The 23,989-nt window shown below is 64.5% G+C and carries 20 protein-coding genes; 11 read left to right on the plus strand and 9 right to left on the minus strand.

Annotation, left to right across the window (positions count from 1 at the left end):
- Positions 1-4 precede the first annotated feature (4 nt).
- Positions 5-1,609, minus strand: a complete 1,605-nt coding sequence (locus E3O18_RS14235) for an acyl-CoA carboxylase subunit beta (protein ID WP_134395251.1) — start codon at positions 1,607-1,609, stop codon at positions 5-7.
- Positions 1,610-1,804: 195 nt separating this feature from the next.
- Here E3O18_RS14235 and E3O18_RS14240 point away from each other — a divergent pair, with 195 nt between their 5' ends.
- Positions 1,805-2,647: a biotin--[acetyl-CoA-carboxylase] ligase gene (locus E3O18_RS14240; protein ID WP_134395250.1), complete on the plus strand. Its 843-nt coding sequence runs from the start codon at positions 1,805-1,807 to the stop codon at positions 2,645-2,647.
- A gap of 6 nt (positions 2,648-2,653) precedes the next feature.
- Positions 2,654-3,211, plus strand: a complete 558-nt coding sequence (locus E3O18_RS14245) for a PH domain-containing protein (protein WP_241976566.1) — start codon at positions 2,654-2,656, stop codon at positions 3,209-3,211.
- Here E3O18_RS14245 and E3O18_RS14250 read toward each other — a convergent pair.
- The gene (locus E3O18_RS14250) at positions 3,208-3,699 is read right to left on the minus strand and encodes a GtrA family protein (RefSeq protein WP_134395249.1); all 492 of its coding nucleotides are present in this window, start codon (positions 3,697-3,699) and stop codon (positions 3,208-3,210) included. The genes E3O18_RS14245 and E3O18_RS14250 overlap by 4 nt on opposite strands.
- A 121-nt stretch (positions 3,700-3,820) precedes the next feature.
- On the opposite strand from E3O18_RS14250, the gene E3O18_RS14255 reads away from it, so the two are divergent.
- The 3 genes from E3O18_RS14255 (at position 3,821) to E3O18_RS14265 (ending at position 6,870) form a co-directional block, all read left to right on the plus strand.
- Complete coding sequence (locus E3O18_RS14255) at positions 3,821-4,957, plus strand: 5-(carboxyamino)imidazole ribonucleotide synthase (RefSeq protein WP_134395248.1); 1,137 nt, start codon at positions 3,821-3,823, stop codon at positions 4,955-4,957.
- 87 nt (positions 4,958-5,044) lie between these two features.
- On the plus strand, positions 5,045-5,512 hold the full coding sequence (gene purE, locus E3O18_RS14260; protein WP_104100370.1) for a 5-(carboxyamino)imidazole ribonucleotide mutase: 468 nt from the start codon (positions 5,045-5,047) through the stop codon (positions 5,510-5,512).
- A complete protein-coding gene (locus tag E3O18_RS14265; protein ID WP_134395285.1) occupies positions 5,512-6,870 on the plus strand; it encodes an LCP family protein in 1,359 nt (452 codons plus the stop codon). The genes purE and E3O18_RS14265 overlap by 1 nt, the downstream gene beginning before the upstream one ends.
- A 50-nt stretch (positions 6,871-6,920) precedes the next feature.
- On the opposite strand, the gene E3O18_RS14270 is transcribed toward E3O18_RS14265, so the two are convergent.
- Genes E3O18_RS14270 through rfbB form a run of 3 tightly spaced genes read right to left on the minus strand, consistent with a single transcriptional unit; the run spans position 6,921 to position 9,903 of the window.
- Positions 6,921-8,066: a glycosyltransferase family 1 protein gene (locus E3O18_RS14270; RefSeq protein WP_134418378.1), complete on the minus strand. Its 1,146-nt coding sequence runs from the start codon at positions 8,064-8,066 to the stop codon at positions 6,921-6,923.
- The gene (rfbD, locus tag E3O18_RS14275) at positions 8,063-8,917 is read right to left on the minus strand and encodes a dTDP-4-dehydrorhamnose reductase (protein WP_134418379.1); all 855 of its coding nucleotides are present in this window, start codon (positions 8,915-8,917) and stop codon (positions 8,063-8,065) included. The genes E3O18_RS14270 and rfbD overlap by 4 nt, the downstream gene beginning before the upstream one ends.
- The gene (gene rfbB, locus E3O18_RS14280) at positions 8,917-9,903 is read right to left on the minus strand and encodes a dTDP-glucose 4,6-dehydratase (RefSeq protein ID WP_134395245.1); all 987 of its coding nucleotides are present in this window, start codon (positions 9,901-9,903) and stop codon (positions 8,917-8,919) included. Before rfbB ends, rfbD begins: the two co-directional genes overlap by 1 nt.
- A 72-nt stretch (positions 9,904-9,975) precedes the next feature.
- Between rfbB and rfbC the strand changes: the two genes are divergently transcribed.
- Genes rfbC through E3O18_RS14295 form a run of 3 tightly spaced genes read left to right on the plus strand, consistent with a single transcriptional unit; the run spans position 9,976 to position 12,419 of the window.
- Positions 9,976-10,584: a dTDP-4-dehydrorhamnose 3,5-epimerase gene (rfbC, locus tag E3O18_RS14285; RefSeq protein ID WP_134418380.1), complete on the plus strand. Its 609-nt coding sequence runs from the start codon at positions 9,976-9,978 to the stop codon at positions 10,582-10,584.
- A 2-nt stretch (positions 10,585-10,586) separates the two neighbouring features.
- Entirely contained in the window at positions 10,587-11,450 is an 864-nt protein-coding gene (gene rfbA, locus E3O18_RS14290; protein WP_134418381.1) for a glucose-1-phosphate thymidylyltransferase RfbA, read from the plus strand.
- A gap of 39 nt (positions 11,451-11,489) precedes the next feature.
- Positions 11,490-12,419 carry a class I SAM-dependent methyltransferase gene (locus E3O18_RS14295; RefSeq protein WP_134418382.1) on the plus strand — a complete coding sequence of 310 codons (930 nt, stop codon included), beginning with the start codon at positions 11,490-11,492 and terminating at the stop codon, positions 12,417-12,419.
- 51 nt (positions 12,420-12,470) lie between these two features.
- Here the strand turns inward: E3O18_RS14295 and E3O18_RS14300 are convergent, their stop codons facing one another.
- Genes E3O18_RS14300 through E3O18_RS14315 form a run of 4 tightly spaced genes read right to left on the minus strand, consistent with a single transcriptional unit; the run spans position 12,471 to position 16,811 of the window.
- Positions 12,471-13,631 carry a glycosyltransferase family 2 protein gene (locus E3O18_RS14300; RefSeq protein ID WP_134418389.1) on the minus strand — a complete coding sequence of 387 codons (1,161 nt, stop codon included), beginning with the start codon at positions 13,629-13,631 and terminating at the stop codon, positions 12,471-12,473.
- A gap of 59 nt (positions 13,632-13,690) precedes the next feature.
- Complete coding sequence (locus E3O18_RS14305) at positions 13,691-14,545, minus strand: glycosyltransferase family 2 protein (protein WP_241978201.1); 855 nt, start codon at positions 14,543-14,545, stop codon at positions 13,691-13,693.
- Positions 14,546-14,604: 59 nt separating this feature from the next.
- A complete protein-coding gene (locus E3O18_RS14310) occupies positions 14,605-15,864 on the minus strand; it encodes an ABC transporter ATP-binding protein (RefSeq protein ID WP_134415510.1) in 1,260 nt (419 codons plus the stop codon).
- Positions 15,865-15,887: 23 nt separating this feature from the next.
- Positions 15,888-16,811, minus strand: coding sequence for an ABC transporter permease (locus E3O18_RS14315; protein ID WP_134415511.1), 924 nt, complete (start codon positions 16,809-16,811; stop codon positions 15,888-15,890).
- A gap of 135 nt (positions 16,812-16,946) precedes the next feature.
- Between E3O18_RS14315 and E3O18_RS14320 the strand changes: the two genes are divergently transcribed.
- The 3 genes from E3O18_RS14320 (at position 16,947) to E3O18_RS14330 (ending at position 23,687) form a co-directional block, all read left to right on the plus strand.
- A complete protein-coding gene (locus E3O18_RS14320; RefSeq protein WP_134418384.1) occupies positions 16,947-19,457 on the plus strand; it encodes a glycosyltransferase in 2,511 nt (836 codons plus the stop codon).
- 186 nt (positions 19,458-19,643) lie between these two features.
- Positions 19,644-21,518: a hypothetical protein gene (locus E3O18_RS14325; protein ID WP_166784938.1), complete on the plus strand. Its 1,875-nt coding sequence runs from the start codon at positions 19,644-19,646 to the stop codon at positions 21,516-21,518.
- Between the two features lie 252 nt (positions 21,519-21,770).
- Positions 21,771-23,687, plus strand: coding sequence for a hypothetical protein (locus tag E3O18_RS14330; protein WP_134418386.1), 1,917 nt, complete (start codon positions 21,771-21,773; stop codon positions 23,685-23,687).
- The last annotated feature ends 302 nt before the right edge of the window (positions 23,688-23,989 follow it).

Genomic DNA, 23,989 nt, shown 5'->3' on the forward strand with positions numbered 1-23,989 from the left:
CCGCCTACAGCGGAATGTTTCCGTGCTTCTTGGGCGGCAGACTCGCTCGCTTGGTGCGCAGGGCGCGCAGGGCCTTGGTCACCGCGACGCGGGTCGTGGCCGGCTCGATGATGCCGTCCAGTTCGCCGCGCTCGGCCGCCAGGAAGGGACTCGCCACGTTGTAGGTGTACTCGTTGGCCAGCCGGGTGCGCACGGCGGCAACATCCTCCTCGGCTGCTTCGGCCTTCTTGATCTCGGCACGGTACAGGATGTTCACGGCGCCTTGGCCGCCCATCACGGCGATCTCCGCGGTCGGCCAGGCCAGGTTGATGTCCGCGCCGAGCTGCTTGGAGCCCATCACGATGTACGCGCCGCCGTAGGCCTTGCGCAGGATGACGGTGACCAGAGGCACGGTCGCCTCCGCGTAGGCGTAGAGCAGCTTGGCGCCGCGGCGGATGATTCCGGTCCACTCCTGGTCGGTGCCGGGAAGGAAGCCCGGCACGTCGACCAGGGTGAGGATCGGAATCGAGAACGCGTCGCAGAAACGCACGAACCGGGCGGCCTTCTCGCCGGCCGGAATGTTGAGCGTGCCGGCCATGGCGTTGGGCTGGTTGGCGACGATGCCGATCGAGCGTCCCTCGACGCGGGCGAAGCCGACGACGATGTTCGGGGCGAACAACGGCTGCGTCTCGAGGAAGTCGCCGTGGTCGACGATGTGCTCGATCACGGTCTTCACGTCGTAAGGCTGGTGCGCGGAATCGGGGATGATCGTGTTCAGGCCCCGGTCGCCATCCGTCGTCTCGAGCTCGATGTCGCTGTCGAAGACGGGCAGGTCGGCCAGGTTGTTGTCCGGCAGGAAGCTGAGCAGGGTGCGGGCGTAGTCGAGGGCGTCGGGCTCGTCGCTGGCCAGGTAGTGCGCCACACCGGAGATCGTGTTGTGCGTGAGCGCGCCGCCGAGCTCTTCCATGCCGACGTCTTCACCGGTGACGGTCTTGATCACGTCGGGACCGGTGACGAACATCTGGCTGGTCTTGTCGACCATGATCACGAAGTCGGTCAGGGCAGGGGAGTAGACGGCGCCGCCGGCGGCGGGGCCGCAGATGATCGAGATCTGCGGGATGACGCCGGACGCGGCCGTGTTCCGGCGAAAGATCTCGCCGTACTTGCCGAGGGCGACGACGCCCTCCTGGATGCGCGCTCCGCCGGAGTCGAGGATGCCGATGATGGGCACACCGGTCTTGAGGGCGAGATCCATCACCTTGATGATCTTCTCGCCGGCAACCTCGCCGAGCGAGCCGCCGAAGATGGTGAAGTCCTGCGAGTAGACGCAGACCTGGCGGCCGTGGATGGTGCCGGTGCCCGTGACGACCGCGTCGCCGTAGGGCCGCTTCTTCTCCATGCCGAATGCGTGCGTGCGGTGTCGCACGAACTCGTCGATCTCGACGAAGGAGCCCTGGTCGAGCAGCAGGTCGATGCGTTCCCGCGCGGTCATCTTGCCTTTGGCGTGCTGTTTCTCGATCGCGGCCTCGCCGCTGGCGGTCACGGCTTCGTGATAGCGCAGCTTGAGGTCGGCGAGCTTTCCAGCCGTCGTGTACAGGTCGGGGCCCGCAAGGGGCGAGTTCTCAGTCACGCGGTTCACTCTACCGGCCAGCCCCTGCTCCCGATCGTTGACGATTGTCTACAAAAACCGGCCGGTTTGCTGGTCGGGTGCGTCTGCCTTCCTGTGGCCAACTCCTGAGGATTGGCGGATTCGGGCCGGAAATTGTGCCATTTGCGCCCGTATTCGCCAGAATTACAGGAGTTAGCCACAGGGAGAGAGAACCAGATGGAGTTTCCGCTCAGCCGCGAGGTCGTGCCGCGTTTCGAGTACCTGCCCGAGACCGGGTCGACGAACGACGTGCTCGTCGCCCACGCTGCGGGCGAGGATGCCGCAGCCTGGCCCGACCTGTCGACGGTCGTCACCGACACCCAGACTCGCGGTCGCGGCCGATTGGGTCGCACCTGGCTCGCCCCCACCGGAAAGTCGCTGGCCATCTCGGTGCTACTCCGCCCGAGGGCCTCGGCCGCCCCGCTCCCGATCGGCCATTTCGGCTGGTTTCCCCTGCTCGCTGGAGTCGCGATGACCCGGGCCGTGCGCGCGGTCGTCGAGGCGAGCCTGGCAGCCCGGGTGGACGATGCCGGCGAGGAGGCGCCCCGGCACGAGGTCACCCTGAAATGGCCCAACGACGTGCTGATCGACGGCTACAAGGTGTCGGGCATCCTCTCGGAGCTGCTGCCCGACGCGCAGGGGCTGGTTATCGGCGCCGGCCTGAACGTGTCCCTCGACGAGCACGATCTGCCCACGCTCACCTCGACGTCGCTGCTGCTGGTGACCGGTTCGGCCCCCGACCCGGATGCCGTGCTCGCCCGCTACCTCACCGAACTGCGGCAGCTCACCCGGGCATTCCTCGACGCGGAGGGCGACCCGGTCCAAAGCGGGCTGCTGCACGCGGTGACCGAAGTGTGCGGCACACTCGGTGGGGTCGTGCGGGTGGAACTTCCCGGTAGCACCGACCTGGTCGGCACCGCGATTGCTCTCGACCGAAGCGGCCGGCTCATCGTCGAGGACCAGGCGAACGGTGAACTGCAGGCTGTCGCCGCCGGGGATGTCACCCACCTGCGGTATTAATAGGTTATGACAAAGACAGCGGGCTTCGGGGCGGCCGAGGCGCTTCCCCCGGCCGAGTCGGTCGTGGCCGGGCTCCGGCCGCACGCCCGAGTTCTGTTCTGGCCCACCCTGGCGCTGCTGGCCATTTCCGCGGCGACCGGGTACTTCTACGGTTCCCTGCCGGAGCCGTGGCAGAATATCGCACTGCTGGCAGCCGCGGCCGCCCTCGTGCTGCTGCTCTGGCTGCTGCCGCTGGCGTCGTGGCTGAACAACCGCTACACGATCACCACCCGGCGCATCATCTTCCGCCACGGATTCTTCGTGCGCACCCGCCAGGAATTGCTGCACAGCCGCGGCTACGACGTGACGGTGCGCCAGAACTGGCTGCAGTCGCTGGCCCACTCGGGTGACGTTCTGATCAACGCCGGGCTGGAGCATCCGCTCGTCTTGAAAGACGTGCCTAACGCCGCCCTGGTGCAACAGGTGTTGCACGACCTGATGGAGTCCTCGCATACCTTGATGGGCTTGCGCCGCCAGGAACAGTCAGCACTCGCCGACGAGACCGCGCACTGGGGCTCCCGCTAGGCAACCAGCGCCCGCTCCGACGCGGCCCTCGCCGTGCGCCGCGGGGAGAAAACCCAGTGCCGGTAGAGCACGAAACGGAAGGCCGAGCCCAGGCCCAGCCCGATCACGTTCGACGAGATGTTGTCGGCGAGCAGGCTGGTATAGCCGAGCCCGTAGCGGCTGACCCAGAGGCAGGCGAGGCCGATGGCCATCCCGACGAGACTGACCGCGAAGAACTCGGCCGCCTCGCGCAGCGTGCGCGACTGCCGGTTGGCCCCGAAGGTCCACAAGCGGTTGCCGATCCAGTTCACGAGGATGGCCAGCGTGGTCGACACGACTTTGGCGTAGATCGGTCCGGACTCCACCACGGTGGGGTCGAAAACCGTGGTGCGCAGCAGGTTGAAGACCGTGAAGTCCACGACGAAGCCGACGAGGCCGACAGCCCCGAACTTGCCGAGTTGGTGGGCGAAAGCCAGAAGCCGTGCTGATCGGCGCTGTGTACTCGGCATGCATCCCTCCGGATGATGGGCAAAGATAGAGGTCGAGAACCTGAGTCTATGGCGAGGTCCAGCCTGCAGCCTGAGAGAACCCGTACCGGAGAATGACCGGTACCAAGGAATTGGTGGAGCGATGAACACGACTGTGGGCGTTATCGGCGGCGGCCAGTTGGCCAGGATGATGATTCCGGCGGCTGTCAACCTGGGCATCCGGATCCGGGTTCTGGCCGAGAACGAGGGCATGTCGGCCGACCTGGCCGCGGTGCAGGTGGGCGACTACCGCGACCGAGACGTGGTGCTGGCCTTCGCCGACACCGTCGACGTCGTTACGTTCGACCACGAGCACGTGCCGCAGGGGATCCTGCGCGAGCTCGTGGCCAGGGGCGTGGCCGTGCACCCGGGCCCCGACGCGCTGCTCTTCGCCCAGGACAAGCTGTTGATGCGTCAGCGCCTGAGCGAGCTGGGCCTGCCCGTGCCCGACTGGGCGCGGATCGAGAACGCCGCCGAGCTGGGTGTGTTCCTGGCCGCCCACAACGGTCGGGCGGTCGTCAAGACGGCCCGCGGCGGCTACGACGGCAAGGGCGTTCGGCTGGTCACCCACGAGCACGAGGCCGACGACTGGTTCGCCGCGCTCGCCGAAGACGGCAACGACGGCGCCCTCCTGGTGGAGGAGCTGGTCGAGTTCCGTCGCGAGCTCGCACAGTTGGTCGCGCGACGACCGTCGGGCCAGATCGCACTCTGGCCCGTGGTGGAGACCGTACAGCAGGGCGGCGTCTGCGCCGAGGTCATCGCGCCCGCACCCCAGTCCGAGGGCAGGCTGGCCCGGGCCGCCGCCGACATCGCCGTGCGCATCGCCGAGGGCATCGGCGCCACTGGCATGCTGGCCGTCGAACTGTTCGAGACGACGGATGAACGCATCCTGGTCAACGAGTTGGCGATGCGCCCACACAACAGCGGCCACTGGTCGATCGAGGGGTCGACGACGAGCCAGTTCGAGCAGCACCTGCGCGCCGTGCTCGACCTTCCCCTCGGGGCGACCGACGTCAGGGACCCGTGGACGGTCATGGTCAACATCCTCGGCGGACCGGCGTCGGGGACCCTGTCTGCGCGCTTCCCGGCCGTGTTCGAGGCCCACCCGGCTGCCAAGGTGCACATCTACGGCAAGGATCCCCGGCCGGGGCGCAAGGTTGGCCATGTGACCGTCGGCGGGGATGATTTGGACCTCGTCGCGTACCAGGCGCGGGCCGCAGCGGCAGTTTTTCAGGACTGACCAAATAGGATCGACTGCGTGACAGACAACCCTGTGCTCGAGACCGCTCCGCGCGAGACCGCCCTGACGCCGCTTGTGGGCGTCGTGATGGGCTCCGATTCCGACTGGCCGGTGATGAGCGACGCGGCGCAACTCCTGCGCGACTTCGACGTTCCCTTCGAGGTGCAGGTCGTTTCCGCGCACCGCACCCCGGAGAAGATGATCGCGTACGGCCAGAGCGCCCATGCGCGCGGCATCCGGGTGATCATCGCCGGCGCCGGAGGGGCTGCTCACCTGCCCGGCATGCTCGCGGCCGTGACCACCCTGCCGGTGGTGGGCGTGCCCGTTCCGCTGGGTCGGCTCGACGGCCTGGACTCGCTCCTGTCGATCGTGCAGATGCCGGCCGGGGTGCCCGTGGCCACCGTCTCCATCGGCGGAGCACGCAACGCGGGCCTGATCGCCGTCAAGGTCCTTGCCATCGCCGACGACTCCCTGCGGGTCAAGCTGCTCGGCTATCGGGAGATGCTCGCCGCACAAGTCGAGCAGAAGAACCTGGACCTCCAAGCAAAACTATGATCAGTGCACGCACGCCGATCCGGCATCCGGATCTCGGGTCCGCCCCGATCATGACCAAACGGGCCTGGTGGCTCGTCGTGCTCAACTTCGTGCTGCCCGGCTCCGCGCAGGTGCTGGCCGGCAACCGTCGGCTCGGCCGGTTCGGCCTCGGCATGACGCTCACGCTGCTCGCCCTCGCGGTGGTCGTGGGGGTCGTCTACACTCTCTGGCCTGCCGTCGCTCTGACCGTGTTCACCAACTCGATCGGCCTGTGGGCGGCCGCCCTGCTGCTGGCCTTCTACGGTGTGGTCTGGCTGATCCTGTCCCTGGACACCCTGCGTCTCGTGCGGCTCGTGCGCGCCACCCCCAAGGCCCGCCCGATCATCGCCGGGCTCGCGACGGTACTGATGGTGGGCGTGGTCGGCACGGCCGGGTACGGCGCCTACGTGGCCACGACGGCCAGCGGGTTCCTCTCGTCGGTCTTCGTGGCAGGCCCGACGGAGCCGCCCGCCGACGGCCGCTACAACATCCTGCTGCTCGGCGGCGACGCCGGCCCCGACCGTGAGGGTCTACGCCCCGACAGCATCTCCGTGGTCAGCATCGATGCGGAGACCGGCCAGGCCAGCATGATCGGCTTGCCGCGCAACCTGGAGGACGTGCCGTTCTCTGCGGGGCCACTCGCCGACCTGTACCCGGAAGGGTACGGGTCGATCGACGGTTGTGAGGTCTCCGCGTGCATGCTGAACTCGATCTACACCGAGGTGGAGGTGAAGAGCCCGGAGATGTACCCGGATGCTGTCGACAGCGGCAGCGAACCCGGCATCGAAGGCATGCGCGACGCGGCCCAGGGCGTGACCGGGCTGACAATCCAGTATTACGTATTGATCGACATGCAGGGATTCTCCGACCTCGTCGACGCGCTCGGCGGAGTCGACATCAACGTCGACCACCGTGTCCCGGTGCACACCGACGAGACCTTCACCGAGGTTGCCTTCTGGTTCGAGCCCGGCAGGCAGCACATGGACGGGTACCACGCCCTCTGGTACGCACGCTCACGCCATGACACGAGCGACTACGACCGGATGGTGCGGCAGCGGCAGGTGCAGGAGGCGATCCTGCAGCAGGCGAGCCCCGCCAACGTGCTGACGAAGTTCCAGGCGGTTGCATCGGCCGGCAGCCAGGTCGTGAAGACCGACATCCCTCAGAGCATGCTCGGCTATTTCACGCACCTGGCGTCGAAGACGAAGGCGCTGCCGATCCAGTCCGTCGAGTTGGTGCCGGAAAACGACATCGACCCGGAGGATCCCGACTACGACGTCATCCGCAGCCTGATCGAAGCCGCCCTGGTTCCGCCGCCCACGGCGGAACCGGTCCCGTAGGGTCGGTTGGGTCTGGGGTCGGTCGAACGGCCCCGGAATCGGTGGTGCTGTTACAGGTCCGCGTGCAGCAACCAGATGCGCTCGGCGGAATCGCGCCAGGTGAAGGCCTGGGCTCGATCGGTACCGAAGATGCGCAGCCGGTTTGCAAGAGTGGTGTCGCTCAGCACCTGGGTGACGGCCGCAGCCAGTCGTTCGGGGTACCCGGAGGCCTTCTCACGCTCGACGACCAGCCCCGCGTCGCCGGCGGCCTCGACCAGGGCCGGGGCGTCCGAATGCACGACCGGGGTGCCCAGGTGGAACGCCTGGATCATCGGCCCGGCGAAGCCTTCTTCCCGGCTGGGGTAGACGAACACGGCCGCCCGGGAGATGACCACGGCCAACTCTTCGTCGGTCAGCCCGTTCAGGGCGCGCACCCGGCCCCACGGGAGGCCGGCCTCGTCGGCGACGGATGCCATGTCGAGCTCACCCCAGGCGGCCGGTCCCAGAACGATCAGCGGGAGATCCGGCGCTCCCGGCAGGCCCAGGGCCGTGATCAGCGCCGTGATGGCCTTCCGCGGCTCGAGCGTGCCGACGGTGACGATGTACTCGTTCGGCAACGCCAGGCGTTCCGCGATGATCTCCGTCGCGGAGGAGTTAGACGGAAGGCGGAGGCCGCTGCCGATTCCGCCGCCGATCACCCGTACGCGGTCGCCGAGGTCGACGATGTCCGCGAGCTGGTGGGCCACGGCGTGGCTGGGCACCACGATCGCATCCGCGTGTTTGCGGGCGCGTTTGACCATGACCTTCGTCCAGGCGACGGTCGCCGGAGTGAGCGCCTCCGGATGCGTCCAGGCCAGCACGTCGTGAATGGTGACGGTCACCTGGGTGCCGTCGTTGACGATGCTGTGCTTGCGCAGGGGCGCCAGCAGGGAGGGGGCATGGATCATGCCCGACCCGGAACTGTTAACGATGCCCAGTTGCCAGGCCGCCGTGAGCTCGCGCCGCGGCAACGTGGTCTTGTGCAGACTGGCCAGACCCGGCAGGGACGCCTCGACCCTGGCGTAGTGCTCGGCCGACGCCGACGACACGATTCCTTCGACGTCGCAACCGGCCGGCGCCGCCGCGATCAGGGCCCGGGTCAGTTCTTCGGTGTAACGCCCGATGCCGCCCGGGACCGGTGCAATCATCTGGTCCAGGACGACTCTCAGTGTGGTCATCGGTCCGCGAAGATCCCCTGCTCGGCCGCCGCGGCCAGAGCCTCGCGCCAGTCGCGAATGGGGGACAGCCCGGCGGCAGCCCAGGCATCGTGGCCGAGCACCGAATATGTGGGACGGGGGGCCGGGCGCACGAACTGCGAACTGTCGGTCGGGGTGACCCGTTCAGGGTCAAGGCCGGCTGTGGCGAAGACGGCCCGGGCGAAGCCGAACCAGCTCGTCACTCCGGAGCTGGTGCCGTGGTAGATGCCGGCGGGGGCGTCGGAATCGAGCAGGGCGACGATCTGCGCGGCCAGGTCGGCGGTCCAGGTTGGCTGACCGACCTGGTCGTCGACGACGCTGAGGGTGTCGCGGGCTGCAGCCAGCTTCAGCATGGTCTTGGGGAAGTTCGGGCCGTGTTGGCCGTAGAGCCAGGCCGTGCGCACGATGTAGCTGCCCGACGGGTGTTCCTGCAGCACGAACGCCTCGCCGGCGGCCTTGGTGCGACCGTAGGCGGAGATCGGGTCGATCTCGGTGTTTTCCGCGTAGGGCGCGGTGGCGCTGCCGTCGAACACGTAGTCGGTCGAGATCTGCACGAGCTTCGCCCCGGTGGCGGATGCGGCCAGCGCCAGGTTGTGGGGGCCGGTCGCGTTGATCGCGTACGCGGCATCCTCATTCGTCTCGGCGTCGTCTACCTGCGTGTAGGCGGCGGCGTTGATGATGACGTCGTAGCCGATGACCTGAGCCAGAACCGCGGCTCGGTCGGTGATGTCCAGCTCGGTGCGGTCGTATGCCGTGACGTCGCGGCCGGCGAGGGCGGCCTGCAGGTCGCGTCCGAGCATCCCGGCCGCGCCGGTGATCAGATAGCGGGTCATCAGCTCAATGCCGCACGGGCCTTGAGGGGTTCCCACCAGCTGCGGTTGTCCCGGTACCACTGCACGACGTCCGCGAGCCCCTGCTCGAACGGAACCAGCGGTGCGTAGCCGAGTTCGGCCTGGATCTTCGAGATATCCACGGAGTAGCGCAGGTCGTGGCCGAGGCGGTCGGCGACGCGGTCGACGTAGGACCAGTCCTTGCCGGCGGAGTCGAGCAGCATCTGCGTGAGCTCCTTGTTGGTCAGCTCGGTACCGCCGCCGATGTTGTAGATCTCACCGGCGCGGCCGCGTGAGAGCACCATCGCGATGGCGCGGGTGTGGTCGTCCACGTGCAGCCAGTCACGGATGTTGTTTCCCTCGCCATAAAGGGGAACGTGCAAGCCGTCGATCAGGTTGGTGACGAACAGCGGGATGACCTTCTCCGGGAAGTGGTACGGCCCGTAGTTGTTCGAGCAGCGCGTGATCGAGATATTCAGACCGTGCGTGCGGTGGTAGCTGCGCGCGAGCAGGTCGCTGCCGGCCTTCGACGCGGAGTAGGGGGAGTTCGGCTCGAGCGCGCGCTCCTCGTTCCACGATCCCTCGGCGATGGATCCGTAGACCTCGTCGGTGGAGACGTGCACGAACCGGGCCAGGTTGTGGCGGAGCGCCGCGTCGAGCAGCTGCTGCGTGCCGAGCACGTTCGTCTCGACGAAGATCGACGCGTCGCGCACCGAGCGGTCCACGTGGGACTCGGCGGCGAAGTGCACCACGGCGTCGAGAGAAGGGAAGAGCTCGTCGAGCAGTGCGGCGTCACGGATGTCGCCGTGCACGAACGAGTAACGCGGGGACCCGGCGACGGGGGCCAGGTTCTCGAGGTTGCCCGAGTAGGTGAGGGCGTCGAGCACGACGACCTCGGCTCCTTCGAGGCCCGGGTAGGCGTCTTCGAGGGTGCGCCGAACAAAGTTTGAGCCGATGAAACCGGCTCCGCCGGTGACGAGGATCTTCATATGGAGGTAACCGTTCCGTTTGATGAAAGTGCCCTCGCGATTCTACTGGAACGCGCTTGGTAGACTTCCCCGGTGAAGATCCGCGAACTCTCCATCCCCGATTCCTATGAAATCACTCCGAAGCAGTTCGGCGACGACCGGGGGGTTTTCCTCGAGTGGTACCGCTTCGACCGCCTCGAGGAGACGATCGGGCACCGCCTCGACATCGCCCAGGCCAACACGTCCGTGTCCAAGCGCGGTTCCGTGCGCGGCATCCACTTCGCCGACATCCCGCCGAGCCAGGCGAAGTATGTCACGGCGACGCATGGTGCCGTGCTCGACTACGTGATCGACATCCGGGTCGGCTCGCCGACCTTCGGCCAGTGGGACAGCGTTCTGCTCGACGACACTGACCGTCGCGCGATCTACATCGCCGAGGGCCTCGGCCACTGCTTCGTGGCACTCACCGACAATGCCACGGTCAGCTACCTCGTCACCGCGCCCTTCAACCCGGGACGCGAGCACGGCATCAACCCGCTCGACACGGACATCGGTCTGGTCTTCCCGCCCGAGGCCGGCGAGCTGCTCCTGTCCCCGAAGGATACGGATGCCCCGAGCCTGACCGAAGCCGCCGCCAGCGGCCTGCTGCCTACCTGGGCCGACGCCCGGGCCTTCTACACCTCCATGAACGAAGGAAAGTAACAATGCGCGGAATCATCCTTGCCGGCGGTTCGGGCTCTCGGCTTTGGCCGATCACGAAGGGCATCTCCAAGCAGCTGATGCCCATCTACGACAAGCCGATGATTTACTATCCCCTGTCGACGCTGATGATGGCCGGGATCAACGAAATCTTGATCATCACGACGCCGGAGTACAACGATCAGTTTCGAGCCCTGCTCGGAGACGGTTCGGATCTCGGCGTCAGCATCGAGTACGCCGTTCAGCCCTCCCCTGACGGTCTGGCCCAGGCCTTCATCATCGGCGAAGACTTCATCGGAGACGAGAGCGTCGCCCTCGTGCTCGGCGACAACATCTTCCATGGGGCCGGCCTCGGTTCCGCCCTCCGCGGTAACCACGCCCTGCAGGGTGCGCGCATCTTCGCCTACCACGTCAGCAACCCGACGTCGTATGGCGTGGTCGAGTTCGACGATGACTTTACCGCCCTGTCGATCGAAGAGAAGCCGGAGAAACCTAAGAGCAATTACGCTGTTCCGGGCCTCTACTTCTACGACAATTCCGTCGTGGCCATCGCCAAGACCATTGAGCCCAGCGCCCGCGGTGAGTTGGAAATCAGCACCATCAACGAGCGCTATCTCGAACAGGGGAACCTGCACGTGCAGGTACTCGACCGGGGAACGGCGTGGTTGGACACCGGGACATTCGAGTCGATGATGCAGGCGTCCGAGTACGTGCGCGTGATTGAGGATCGCCAGGGCTTCAAGGTCGGCTGCATCGAGGAAATCGCCTGGCGCGCCGGCTGGATCACGGATGCGCACCTGGCGAAGATCGCCGGGCCCTTGGTCAAGAGCGGCTACGGCCGTTACCTTCTGAGCCTGCTCGGCGAGTAAGCACGTCCGGCAGGCCGGTCGTGTGGTACTCCTAGAGGTATGACAACATGGCCGGCGCTGGGCAGACGAACTCTTCTACTGTGTGCGGGCGCCATTGGTGTCGTTCTCGCTCTGAGCGTCGTGGCGGCGCTGGTCTGGGAGGATGCCGCGTGGCTGCTGGGCGCACTGCTCCTGGTCTCCACCGGCGTCTCGGTCGTCCTGGCGAAGTCCGGCCACAACGCCCTTCAGCTGATGCGGGAATCCTTGCCCACGCCAGTGCAGGCGCCGGCACCCACGCAGGTCGTGCCGCCGACCGGGCTGTCGTACGCACCTGGTGAGCCGCTGGACATGCTGCGGCGGGACATCCAGAGAGATGTCTCGGCCCTGCTGTCGCTCCACGCCCTCCTTCCGGTCACGGGGAGTATGCCGGCCCCCGGCGGCTGGGCGGCAACACCGGAAACGCTCCTGGTCCTCGTCTCGCGAATTATGGCTGCGCCGCGCATCGACACGGTGGTGGAGTGCGGCAGCGGCACGTCGACGGCGTGGATCGCGCTCGCGCTAAAGAAGCGCGGCGAGGGGCGCCTCATCTCCCTCGAACACGACCAGAACTACGCCGACTCAACCCGGCTGAAACTGGAAGAACTCGGGCTCGACGGGTGGGTGGAGATCCGGGTGCACGACCTGGTCCTGCAGCCTTTCGAGGCGCGCTCCCGGTTGTGGTTCCCCTCCGAGGCGCTGGCCGACATCGGACCGGTGTCACTGCTGTTCGTCGACGGCCCACCCGCGCACCTGGGTGCGGAAATACGGTACCCCGCGCTGCCCCTCCTCACGGACCGGCTAACACCGGACGCCTGGGTCATCCTCGACGACATCGACCGTGCCGAGGAGCAGTCGATCCTGGCCCGGTGGGTTGCCGACGGCACCGGTGCGGCTCCGTTCCAGGTGCGCTTCCAAACCGACAGGGCGGCGGTCCTGGAACACGCCCGGTGACCCCGCCGACCTTGTCGACCGGGCTGCATTCAGCCGTCGGTAACGACGACGTTACCGCGAGCGGGGTCGGCGAAGCGCGGTGACGCGTTCGACCCAGCGAACGGCGCGTCTTTGACGGAGTTCCACCAGCTCGGCTTCGAGGCGCGCGACGTTCACACGGTACGTCCTCTCCAGGGCGCTCAGCTCCTCGCCCAGGGCGCTCAGCTTCTCCGCCAGAGTGCGGGCATGCACCGCGGTCTCATGGTAAGCGGTCGCGAAGGACCGTGTCTCTTCCTTCTCTGCGGCGAGCATCCGCTTAAATTCGGTTTCCGTGGCAGCGATCACCGGTCCCAGCCGCCGCGCGGCGGCCAGCAGATCGGGGTCGAGGGCAACGTCGGGAACGGGGGATTCCAGGCTGCCGGCCACCGTGTCCTCGGGCACGAAGGTTCCGTTGTCCAGTCCCACCGCAAATTCTTCCGACGTCGGGTGCCGCAGTACATAGAACGGCTGAAGGCTGCCGAGTTTGTAGCGCCGGTACTCCTGCATCCCGTGGTGATTCGGGCTCGGATTTAGGTCGGGGTTGTTCTCATAGCCAAGCCCGGCGCTGCGGACCTTGCGTTCGAACTGGTGCCAGGAACGCCAGGGAAAGTGCAGGACCTCGATCAGAGCATTCGCGGGCTCTACGCCGCTTCCCGCGAGATTGACGAAGTGATTCCCCTGGGCGATCTCGACGTCAGGCACGCCGATGTGAACCGTGTCCGGGGTGGAATGGGCGTGCAGGCCGATCTTGTTCAGGGCGGCGTTGGTCCGGAGGTCCCGGTAGACCAACCGCTGCAGACCGGATCCAATCGCAGCGGGAGGCCCGATCATGTCCACGACGGGCACGACAAAGCTCTGCAGGCTTTTCGGGTGGAGCTCGAGCGCCTCGCGGAGCGATGAGGAACGGTCCACGGGCATCCAGAATTCGTCCGCGTCGGCATTCAGCACCCAATCCGCCCCGTACAGCAGGAAGGCGTCACGAGCCATGGCCGTGACCACGGAATGCTGTTGTTTGCGGTGGACCGGGTCTTCGCGCAGGTCGATCAGGCCACGGTCCGAGAAGCCGCGCAGGATCTCCAAGGTTCCGTCGACGGAGCCGTTATCGGTGACGATAATTTTGTCGATGCCTTGGTCGAGGTGGTGCGACAACATCGGCCCGATTATGTCCGCTTCGTCTCGGACCATCAGGGTCATTACGAGCCTCATTGGTGGTGGATCTCCAGTCTGTACGGCGTCTAAACGTTCCCTCCACACTATCGGCCGGGAAGATGCCATCGGCCCCTCAAGTGGAGCCCGAGGCGCAGGATGGCGCGCACGGGGGAGAAGTACCAAGCGGAGTACTTGCGGGACAGGAATTGATACGCGCTCTCGTGGTGCTTGCGTTCCATCACGTCCCGGCTCTGCGAGGTGGAGTGCGCCCCCGTGTGCACGACGACCGCCTCCGGCACGTACAGGTTCGTCCACCCGTGCTTGCCCAGCCGGTCGCCCAGGTCCACGTCTTCGAAGTACATGAAGTAGGAGGTGTCGAAGCCGCCCACGGAATCGTAGGCGCTTCGGCGCACGAGGAGGCACGCACCGGAGAGCCATCCCGCCGGGACGATGTCATGACTGGCCACCACGGGAATGGGGCGGTATGACCGCGTCCACGGATTCGCCGGCCAAATGCGGGAGAACAGGGCGTGGCCGATGCCGGTGCTCAGCGAGGGAACCGGACGGGCCGAGGGGTACGTGGTGCCGGCGGGATCCACAATCCGCGGACCCAGTGAACCGGCTTGGGGGTTGTTCCGCGCCGCTTCCAGAAGGATGTCGAGGGAACCCGCAGCGAACTCGACATCCGGGTTTGAAATCAGGATGAAGTCGGCCGTCGCCTCCTGCGAAGCGATTCCCTGGGCAATGCCATCGCCGTAGCCGCGGTTCGAGTCGAGGCCGAGGAACCGGGCCTGCCCGGCCTCCGACACCGTCTTGGCCTCGGCGACATCCTGCGAGGCGTTGTCGACCACGACGATGGGTGCCAGCACCCGGGTCGCGCCGCGGACGGTGGCCAGAAAACGCGGGAGGACGGTGCTGGAATTGTGCGTGACCGTGACAATCACCACGGAGTCGTTCATGTCCCGGCCCTCGTCCGGTCGACTCTGGTTGTTCGTGACATCGATCATCCTGTGGGGAATCAGACTGCCGTGGCCTGGTGTTCGGCGGCGTCCAGGATCCGCAGCGTCGGCTCGGCGTGAACCGTGCCCGTCGCCAACGGGTAGAACGGCACATTGAACGTGCAAGCCTGGGGCATGTCGTGCACGTGCCGGAGGGTGCTGTCGAGCAGCGATGCATTCACGAAATACTTGCCCGACCCGAAGGCGACGTTGTGGATGATGTACTCGAGCGATAAAGGACCCCCCAGCGGGGGGAGATGCATGTCCATCAGGGAGTTCTTCGTGCCGTACACGACCTGGCCGGAGGCGTTGTCGATCTGCAGGGCCCCGATCCAGTCGGTGAGCTCGTCGTCGTGGTCGAAGGTCATCACGATCCGTAGGTCGTCCCCGGGCAGCACCGGGTCACCGACGGCCTTGCCGACCGCGTGCACGGTCGCACCCAGGACGTGTCCCTCGTGCACGACGACGTCGGGCGAGGCGGCGGCCGCTTCTTCAACCCGCCGCTCCTCGAGGATGTTACGGAAGGCCATCACGGCCTGGTGGGCATTGCCGTCGAATTCGATCTCGCCACGATTGAGCAGGATCGCTCGGTCGCACAGCTCCGTCACCTGGCCCAGTGAGTGGCTGACGAGGATGATCGTGCGGCCTTCCGCCTGGAAGGAACGGATTTTGTCCAGACACTTGCGCTGGAATGCCTCGTCACCCACCGCGAGGACCTCGTCGACGAGCAGAACATCCGGTTCGGTGTGAACGGCGACCGAGAAGGCGAGCCGCACATACATTCCGGACGAGTAGAACTTCACCTGGGTGTCGATGAAGTCGCCGATTCCGGAGAAGCTCAGGATGTCGTCGAAACGCTCTTCCGTCTCCGCCCGGGTCAGGCCGAGGATCGAGGCGTTGAGGAAGACGTTCTCGCGGCCGGTCAGGTCCGGGTGGAACCCGGCGCCGAGTTCGAGCAGAGCGGCCATTCGGCCGCGTCGCGACACGGTTCCGGTGGTCGGCTGGATGATTCCGCCGATGACCTTGAGAAGGGTGCTCTTGCCGGACCCGTTGTGCCCGATGAGCCCCACCGTCGTTCCGGCCTCGATGGTGATGTCGATGTCGCGCAGGGCCCAGAACTCCTGGCGGTGCTGGCGGCCCATCTTGCCCAGCGTGACCAGCCGCTCCTTGAGCGCATTGTCCTTTCGGACCACGAACCTCTTGGACACATCGTGGGCGGTGATGACAACCGGTGCGGGCGCCGGCGCGCCCGAGCTTGTTTCGAGAAGGGGGGAATTCATGGTTGCGTCGATTCTGTTTCTCGTTAGAGTTCCTGGGCGAAGTTGCCCTGGAGACGGGAAAACACCCGCTGCGATATGAATAAGAGGACCAGGCCGACAACGAACGTGACCGCCAGCCGCAGTAGCAGATCATCGGGGAAGGGCATCCCCTCACCGGCCGTCCAGAATGCCTGCTGGAAGCCCAGCACAGAAAGCGTGATCGGGTTGCCCGTGTAGATGTTGAGCAGGATCCCGTTGCCGAGGATGTCGCGAACCATGGCCCACGTGTAGACGATCGGAGAGGCCCACATGAGGACCATCATCCCGACCTCGACGAGGTACTGCACATCCCGTAGGTAGACGTTGAGAGCAGACAGCAACAGACCGAGGGCCGTGGCGTAAACCAGGAGCACCATGACCGACGGGAAGAAGTACAGCAGGTCCCAGCCGAGCGGATTGCTACCCACGATGATGGTGGCCATGATTAGGATCGAGAGCTGGATGAGGAAATTGAAGCTGGCGGAACCGACGCTGGCCAGGGGGAAGATTTCCCGCGGCAAATAGATCTTCTTGATCAGGCCGGCGTTTCCGATGATCGAGGCCGTCGCGGAGGCGACGATCTCGCTGAAAAGGGTGTACGCGGTCAGCCCGGTAAAGATGTAAATGGCGAAGTCGGGGATGCCGCGCGCAGCGCCGAGGAACTTGCCGACGACGACGTAATAGATGACGAGCTGGGTCAGGGGCTTGATCAGCGACCACAGGAAACCCAGCGCGCTGTCTTTGTAGCGGGCCTTCAAATCTCGGCGAACGAGCAGGCCGAGCATTTCCTTCTGTCCGCCGATCTCACGGATGGAGGTCCAGGCGCCGGCCAGAGGGCGGGAACGCGATCCAATCGTGTCGAGTGGGACGGATGCTAGTCGCCTAAATCTGGCGGTTCGCGCGTCGGGTGAGTCCTTCGAAGCAGTCATGATCACACCAAATCATAACTGCACCGTCTGGGTGCCGGGCCAGATGTCCCCGCGGGGCGGCATCGCCAGCCGTTGCCGAGGACCAGGGTTGGTAGACTCTCCAGACTGATCGACTGGCAGAACAAAGGTGAATTGTTGAAGAAGAGACGAACAGGTCTGGTTTCCGTTGTCCTTGTGAACTTCCGAGGGACGGACGACACAATCGAATGTGTTCGCGGACTTCAGGAACTCAACTGGCCGGCGGAACTCCTCGAAATCATCGTTGTCGAGAACGGCTCGGGAGACGACAGTCTTGAGCGTTTGTCGAAGCTGGAACCGGGCGTGACGGTCGTCGACTCCAAGGCCAACCTCGGCTTTACGGGCGGCTGCAACCTCGGTGTCTCCCACGCGTCGGGTGAGTTCATCGCCTTCTTGAACAACGATGCCCGCCCGGATTCGGACTGGATCAGGGAGGCCGTCAACACCTTCGCGACCGGCGAAGACATCGGTGCCGTCGCCAGTAAGGTCCTCGACTGGGACGGCGACAAAGTCGACTTCCTCGATGCGGCCGTCACCTGGTACGGCATGGGCTACAAGCCTCACGCCGGCGAGACCGACCGCGGTGCCTGGGACGAAGAGAAGGACGTCCTCTTCGGCACCGGCGCTGCGATGTTCATCCGGGCCCACGTCTTCGAGGAAGTGGGTGGCTTTGACGACGACTACTTCATGTTCTATGACGACGTCGACCTGGGCTGGCGGCTCAATCTGCTCGGTTACCGGTTCAGGTTCCAGCCCAAGTCCCTGGCCTTCCATAAGCACCATGCGTCGATGAACAAGTTCGGCAACTTCCGCGAGGAGTATCTGCTTGAGCGCAACGCCCTCTACACGCTGTACAAAAACCTCGACGACGATTCTCTGGCGCGAGTGTTTCCTGGCGCGCTCCTGCTGGCAGTTCGCCGTGCCATCGGCCGCGGCAAGCTGGACTCGGCCTCCCTTGACCTGAGGGTCCCCGGCGATGACAGCGATCCCATGATGATCGTGCCCAAGTCGACCATGGCCGGTATCTTCGCGATCGACCAGCTCGTCGAGTTCCTGCCGCAGATGAGTGCGACCCGAGAACGGGTGCAGCGCACCCGCGTCCGGTCGGACCGCGAACTGACCCACCTCTTCGGCAACGTCGACGAGCCGGCTTACCCGATCGAAACCTATCTCCGCGGCTACGAGAAGATCGTTGACAGCCTTGGCGTTCTTGCCGGGACGTCGCGCCGCCGCATCCTGGTGATCACCGGAGACTCCGTCGGTGAGAAGATGGCGGGGCCGGCAATTCGCGCCTGGCACATCGCCAAGCTGCTGTCGGACGAGCATGATGTGCGCCTGGTCAGCATGACCCGCGCCGACTCACTCGACGATGCGTTCGAGGTTGCCGTCATCTCACACCATCGTCCCAACTCGGTTGTGGAACACGAGAAGTGGGCGGATGTGATCATTGTTCAGGGGCACGCCCTGGCACTCTTCCCGGCACTGGAACGCTCGACGAAGGTTATCGTCGTTGACGTCTACGACCCCCTCCACCTCGAGCAGTTGGAGCAGGGTCGGGGCAAGGTCCTGGAACTGTGGAACAAGCAGGTGAACGACGCGACTGACGCGTTGAACCATCAGCTGCTGATCGGCGACTTCTTCCTCTGTGCCAGCGATAGACAGCGACACTTCTGGCTTGGTCAGCTGGCTGGTCTTGGACGCATCAACGCGTTCACCTACTCCCGCGACAGCGAGCTCGATTCCCTCATTGCTGTGGCGCCGTTCGGTATCTCCAGCACGGACCCGGTCAAGTCCCGGGCAGCCATCCGTGGCGTGACACCCGGCATCGGACTCGACGACAAGGTGATCGTCTGGGGTGGCGGGATCTATAACTGGTTCGACCCGGGGACCCTCATCCGTGCGGTCGCGGAGATCTCCGTGGAACACCCCGATGTTCGCCTCTTCTTCCTGGGCGTCAAGCATCCCAACCCGGACGTGCCGGAGATGGAAGCAGTGTCGGAGGCCCGCCTGCTGTCGAAGGAACTGGGTATGACAAACAAGCACGTGTTCTTCAATGAGGCCTGGGTTTCGTTCGACGACCGGCAGAACTACCTTCTGGAAGCTGACATCGGCGTCTCCACCCATTTTCAACACGTGGAGACGACATTCTCCTTCCGCACCCGCATTCTGGACTATCTCTGGGCCGGCTTGCCGATCGTCACAACGGAGGGTGACTCCTTCGGTGATCTCGTCGAAAAGGAAAAGTTGGGGGCGTCGATTCCGGAGCGTGACCAGGACGCGCTCGTGGCGGCGCTGAAAACCTACTTGTACGACCCAAGTGCGATCGAGGCGGCCCGGGCGAATGTTCAGCGGGTACGCGAGCAGTTCGTCTGGGAACGAGCGCTCGCCCCGCTCGTCGAGTTCTGCCGTCAGCCGGTCCATGCGGCCGACAAGACGATCACCCCCGGCCACGCGGCTGCCGCTTTGACCGCGAAAGTCAAACCACTGGAGGCTGCTCGACGCAGCCCCCACACGGGAATCCGGAGGGACGTGGATCGAGTCGCCTACTACTTCCGTCAGGGCGGGGCTGGAGCGGTCATCGAACGGTTCAAGGCGCGCCAGGAAAGACTCCGCGACTCTCGCGGCTAATTCTCCAAGGGCAGTTTCCCCCCAATGTTCACGTGTCGTTGGGGGAGCGGTCTCCACTTGACATAGGCTCAGGGTCGATGCGCCGAGCGGGGCAAAGATGCGGGGATCGAAACAATGCGTTCAGGCGTCATACGAATTTGTGCCTTGATCTTGTGCGGGCTGTTCTTTTCCTCCGCGCTAGTCTCAATGTCAACACGGGCCGAGGCGTTGTCGGGTTCCGACTTTGACCCGGGTTACATCATCTCGGACCAGAAGTTCTTCGACTCGGGATCCATGAGCGAGAGCCAGATTCAGAGCTTTCTGAACAGCAAAGTTGCGACCTGCAGGACCGGGTACACGTGCCTCAAGGACTACCGGGTCTCCACCTTCACCCGAGCCGCAGTCGAGCCCGGTCATTGCAAGGCCTACATCGGCGCCGAAAATGAACTGGCCAGCCGCATCATCTTCAAGACGGCGCAGGCCTGCGGAATCAATCCGCAGACGCTCCTCGTGCTGTTGGAGAAGGAAACCGGACTCGTCGGCGCCACCAGCCCGACGGATGGCACCTATCGCAAGGCGATGGGATATGGCTGCCCGGACACGAGCGTCTGTGACTCCGCTTTCTACGGCCTATACAACCAGATCTACAAAGCCGCCTGGCAATTCCGGCAATATACGAATTATCCGGCCAGGCAATATCGGATCGGGAGCATCAGCGTCGGCTATCACCCGAACAGCTCGTGCGGGAGTAGCACGGTCAAGATCTTCAACCAGGCCACAGCCAACCTTTACAACTACACCCCGTACCAGCCGAATACGGCGTCACTGTCAAACCTTGGGGGCACGGGCGACGCCTGTTCTTCCTACGGCAACCGGAATTTCTGGGCGTTCTTTACCAACTGGTTCGGGTCCACTCAATCCCCAGGGCCGGACGCAATCCAGCGTGCCTATAACGCGCAGGGGGGTGCGGCCGGGCCGTTGGGCGCGCCAACCAGCGATGTTCTCACCGTTACGGCAAACGGGGGCGGCTTCGGCAGGGTTTTCCAGAACGGGTCCATATTCTGGAACACGAATACGGGTGCGCGGATCATGTCCGGAGCTATTCGTGACTACTACTTCACGGTGGGCGGGGAGACAGGCTACTTGGCCTGGCCAATGACCGATGTGCTCTCGGTTGCGGCCAACGGCGGAGGCTACGGGCAAGGATTCCAAGGGGGATCCCTGTACTCAAGCGCATCTGGCGGCACGCGTTCAGTATTCGGAGACATTCGTCGCGAATATCACACTCGCCAAGGGGAGACGGGTATTCTCGGCTGGCCGACTACCGATCGGATGGCCGTAGCAGAGAACGGTGGCGGTTTTGGGCAGGCTTTCCAAAACGGATCCATCTACTGGCCAAACGGTGGGCGGGCGCGATCGGTGTACAGAGAAATCCGCGGGACCTATTTCACGGTTGGTGGCGAGAAGGGTGCGCTCGGATGGCCGACGAGTGACCTCTTGCACCCGTCGGCGAATGGTGGCGGCTTGGGCCAGGCGTTCCAGAAGGGGTCAATTTACTGGTCCGCGGGGCGAGGGGCCTTTGCTGTGACAGGCGGGATCCGTAACTTCTACTTCACGCAGGCCGGGGAAGCCGGGGCGCTGGGTTGGCCGATCGCTGCTGAGATCTGTGGGCTGGCCGATGGGGGCTGTTCCCAGGCCTTCCAGAACGGGACCATCTACTGGTCGTCCGCAGACGGCGGGCGTATTGGTTCACCCGAGATCGAGGCCGTGTACAACGGGTTGGGCGGTGCCACCGGGGCTCTGGGTTCCCGGACCAGTGGCCTGATCAAGGTGTCGGCGAATGGTGGCGGCTTGGGCCAGGCGTTCCAGAAGGGGTCAATTTACTGGTCCGCGGGGCGAGGGGCCTTTGCTGTGACAGGCGGGATCCGTAACTTCTACTTCACGCAGGCCGGGGAAGCCGGGGCGCTGGGTTGGCCGATCGCTGCTGAGATCTGTGGGCTGGCCGATGGGGGCTGTTCCCAGGCCTTCCAGAACGGGACCATCAACTGGTCGTCCGCGGGCGGCGGTCGTACGATCCAGTAGCGTTATGATCGTCCGGTCGTAGCGTCAGGGGCCAGCGAGCGCCACCTGATGTCCAATGCCCTGCGAGCTCCATTGTTGAACGGATTTGGTTTGGACTTGAAAGAAGATGTCGGTCGTGGAAACAATCCCGCCGGTGAGCCGTCGCGCGCTCAAAGCCCGCTGCCGCGCCGCCGAGACCAAGGTAGGAAGCCGAGGCCCAAGTGTCCGACATCCCTCCCGCAGGGAATAGCTCTCTGGGGATTTCCTGCCCTCTTGAGCCTGCTCCTCATCGCTCTCGTTTCCCTGGGGATAACGGGCTCATCGACCGGGTTTTTGAGCCAGTTCTTCAGCAATGAATCAGACCCCGCGCTGATTTCGGGGACTCCGCAAGCGATTCGGAGCGATGAATGGGCGGTCCAAACTGCCTGGACGATATCTCAGGTCGAACAGGGCCTCCCGGTGGAGAACGCAACCTTTCCCGGCGGCTCGGATACCACGGTCCAGAGCGATCTTCCCTCCGGCGACTGGTCGGTTGCTTTCCGCCCACACCTGCTCGGGTTCTTTTTTCTTCCCCTCGACAACGCAATGGCGCTGAAGTGGTGGCTTCCTGGCTTCGCCATGATGGCCGCATCGTTTTTGTTCATGATGACGCTAATCCCCAAGCGACCTGTCACGGCTTCACTGATCTCGGTCGGTTTCTTCTTCGCACCATTTTTTCAATGGTGGTTTCTGCCAATTACGTTTTGGCCCGCTGCCTGGTGTTTCCTCGTCATGGCTGCGGCTCTCTGGCTCCTCCGAGACAACCGGCTGGGGCCGCGCGTCACGATAAGTACAGCCGCAGGATACCTAACGGTGACGATGGGTATGGGCGTCTACGTCCCTTTTATCGTGCCCGCAGTGCTGACGGCCATCGCCATTGTTGCTGGAGTCGTTTTGACGGACAGTTCAAGCCCCACAGCAGGATTCGTGGGACGGTTGAAGCGAATCACGCCACTCTTGTGGGCTGGTCTGGCGGCAGTACTTGTGCTGGTCCTATGGCTCTTCACGCGTGCGGAGACCATCGGGCGCTTCCTCGCAACGATCTATCCGGGACAGCGATTCGAAGAAACCGGTGGACTCGAACGGGACGGTGTCGTGGCTCTCTTCGGCGCCCCCGTCACGGAGGGCCTCGCCTTAGCGAACGGCGTACCCCTTGGAGGCAATGCGTCGGAAGCATCGACCTTCTTCCTCCTTGGGCTCTTCCTGCTGGTGCCTCTCATTGGGATGCTCGTACAGGATTGGCGTGCGGGCCGCCCGACTGACGGTGTAGTCGTCGCTGTAATTGCACTTTGCATGACAGTCGGTGCCTTCCTGATTGTCCCAGGATGGGATTGGCTGGCACATCTTCTTCTTCTTGACCGAACAACATCCGGACGAGTCCGAATTGCACTGGGTATTCTCTCGGTCGTTACCATTGCGATATTGATCGCCCGATCCGATGATTACGTCGCTCGCACGGGAAGGCGGCTTCCTCAACTCGGAGCGATCGGTGCCGCTTTCCTCGGGGCGCTCTCGGTCGTGTTCCTGCTTCGATACCTGTTTCTCAGGGATGCCGGAATAGTCTCAGACTCCTGGGGCTGGCAGGTCATTTCGGTTCTTTTCGTTCTTGCCATCTATTTGTTCGCTCGAGGCCTGGCTTTCTGGGGCAGCATTAGTTTCGTGGTTCTTTCACTCGTGGGGTCGATCAACGTGAATCCGATCTATGTCGGTGTCTACGACTTGAATGAGACCAAGGTAAGCCAGGTCATGCAACGCCTCGACGACACGAAGAGTGGCGCATGGGTGGGCGTAGGTGAATCATTCCTTCCGACGGCCGTGCTGGTTCATTCCGGCCTCCCTGGGTACAACGGATTCCAGGGCGCTCCGTCTCCTGAAATGTGGGAGCAAATCGATCCGGAAGAAACCGATGAGGAGGCCTGGAATCGCCTCGCGAATATCACATGGGTTGCGGGTGAGGGAGACCCAAATCCTGAGAACCCCGCTCCTGACCAAATTCGAATGACATTCGATTCCTGTTCAGAATTTGCTCAGGAGCAGGTCCTTTATGCTCTGTCAGATGCTCCGCTAACGCAGGACTGTTTGGATCCTGTCGCGACTGTTCGGGAGGGGCCCTCCCAACTCTTGATCTATGAGGTCGTCCCGCGGGCGTAGCAGGTAGTGTCGCGTCGTGCGCACACATTCTGGGCGTCTGGCGGGCATTCCCGTCAACGGCTGCCGATGGTCCATTCGAGTCGTGAGGACAGCCCGGCGATGAGGAAGGATTCGGCACTGTTAACGCCAACTGAAATCAGGGCCAGAAACGCCGGGCGAGTTCTAGGTCTCGTCGCAACACTCCACCAAGATTTGGAGTGTGAAGATGGCCAGACGTGGGCGCAAGAGAAACCTCAACCGCGAAGACGAGTATTGGAAACTCATCCTTGCCGGGATCGGACCGATCGCCGCCGCGAAGCGCG

Origin of the sequence: Cryobacterium sp. TMT2-42-4 (genome assembly GCF_004402645.1) — a bacterium.
Classification (GTDB): Bacteria; Actinomycetota; Actinomycetes; order Actinomycetales; family Microbacteriaceae; genus Cryobacterium; species Cryobacterium sandaracinum.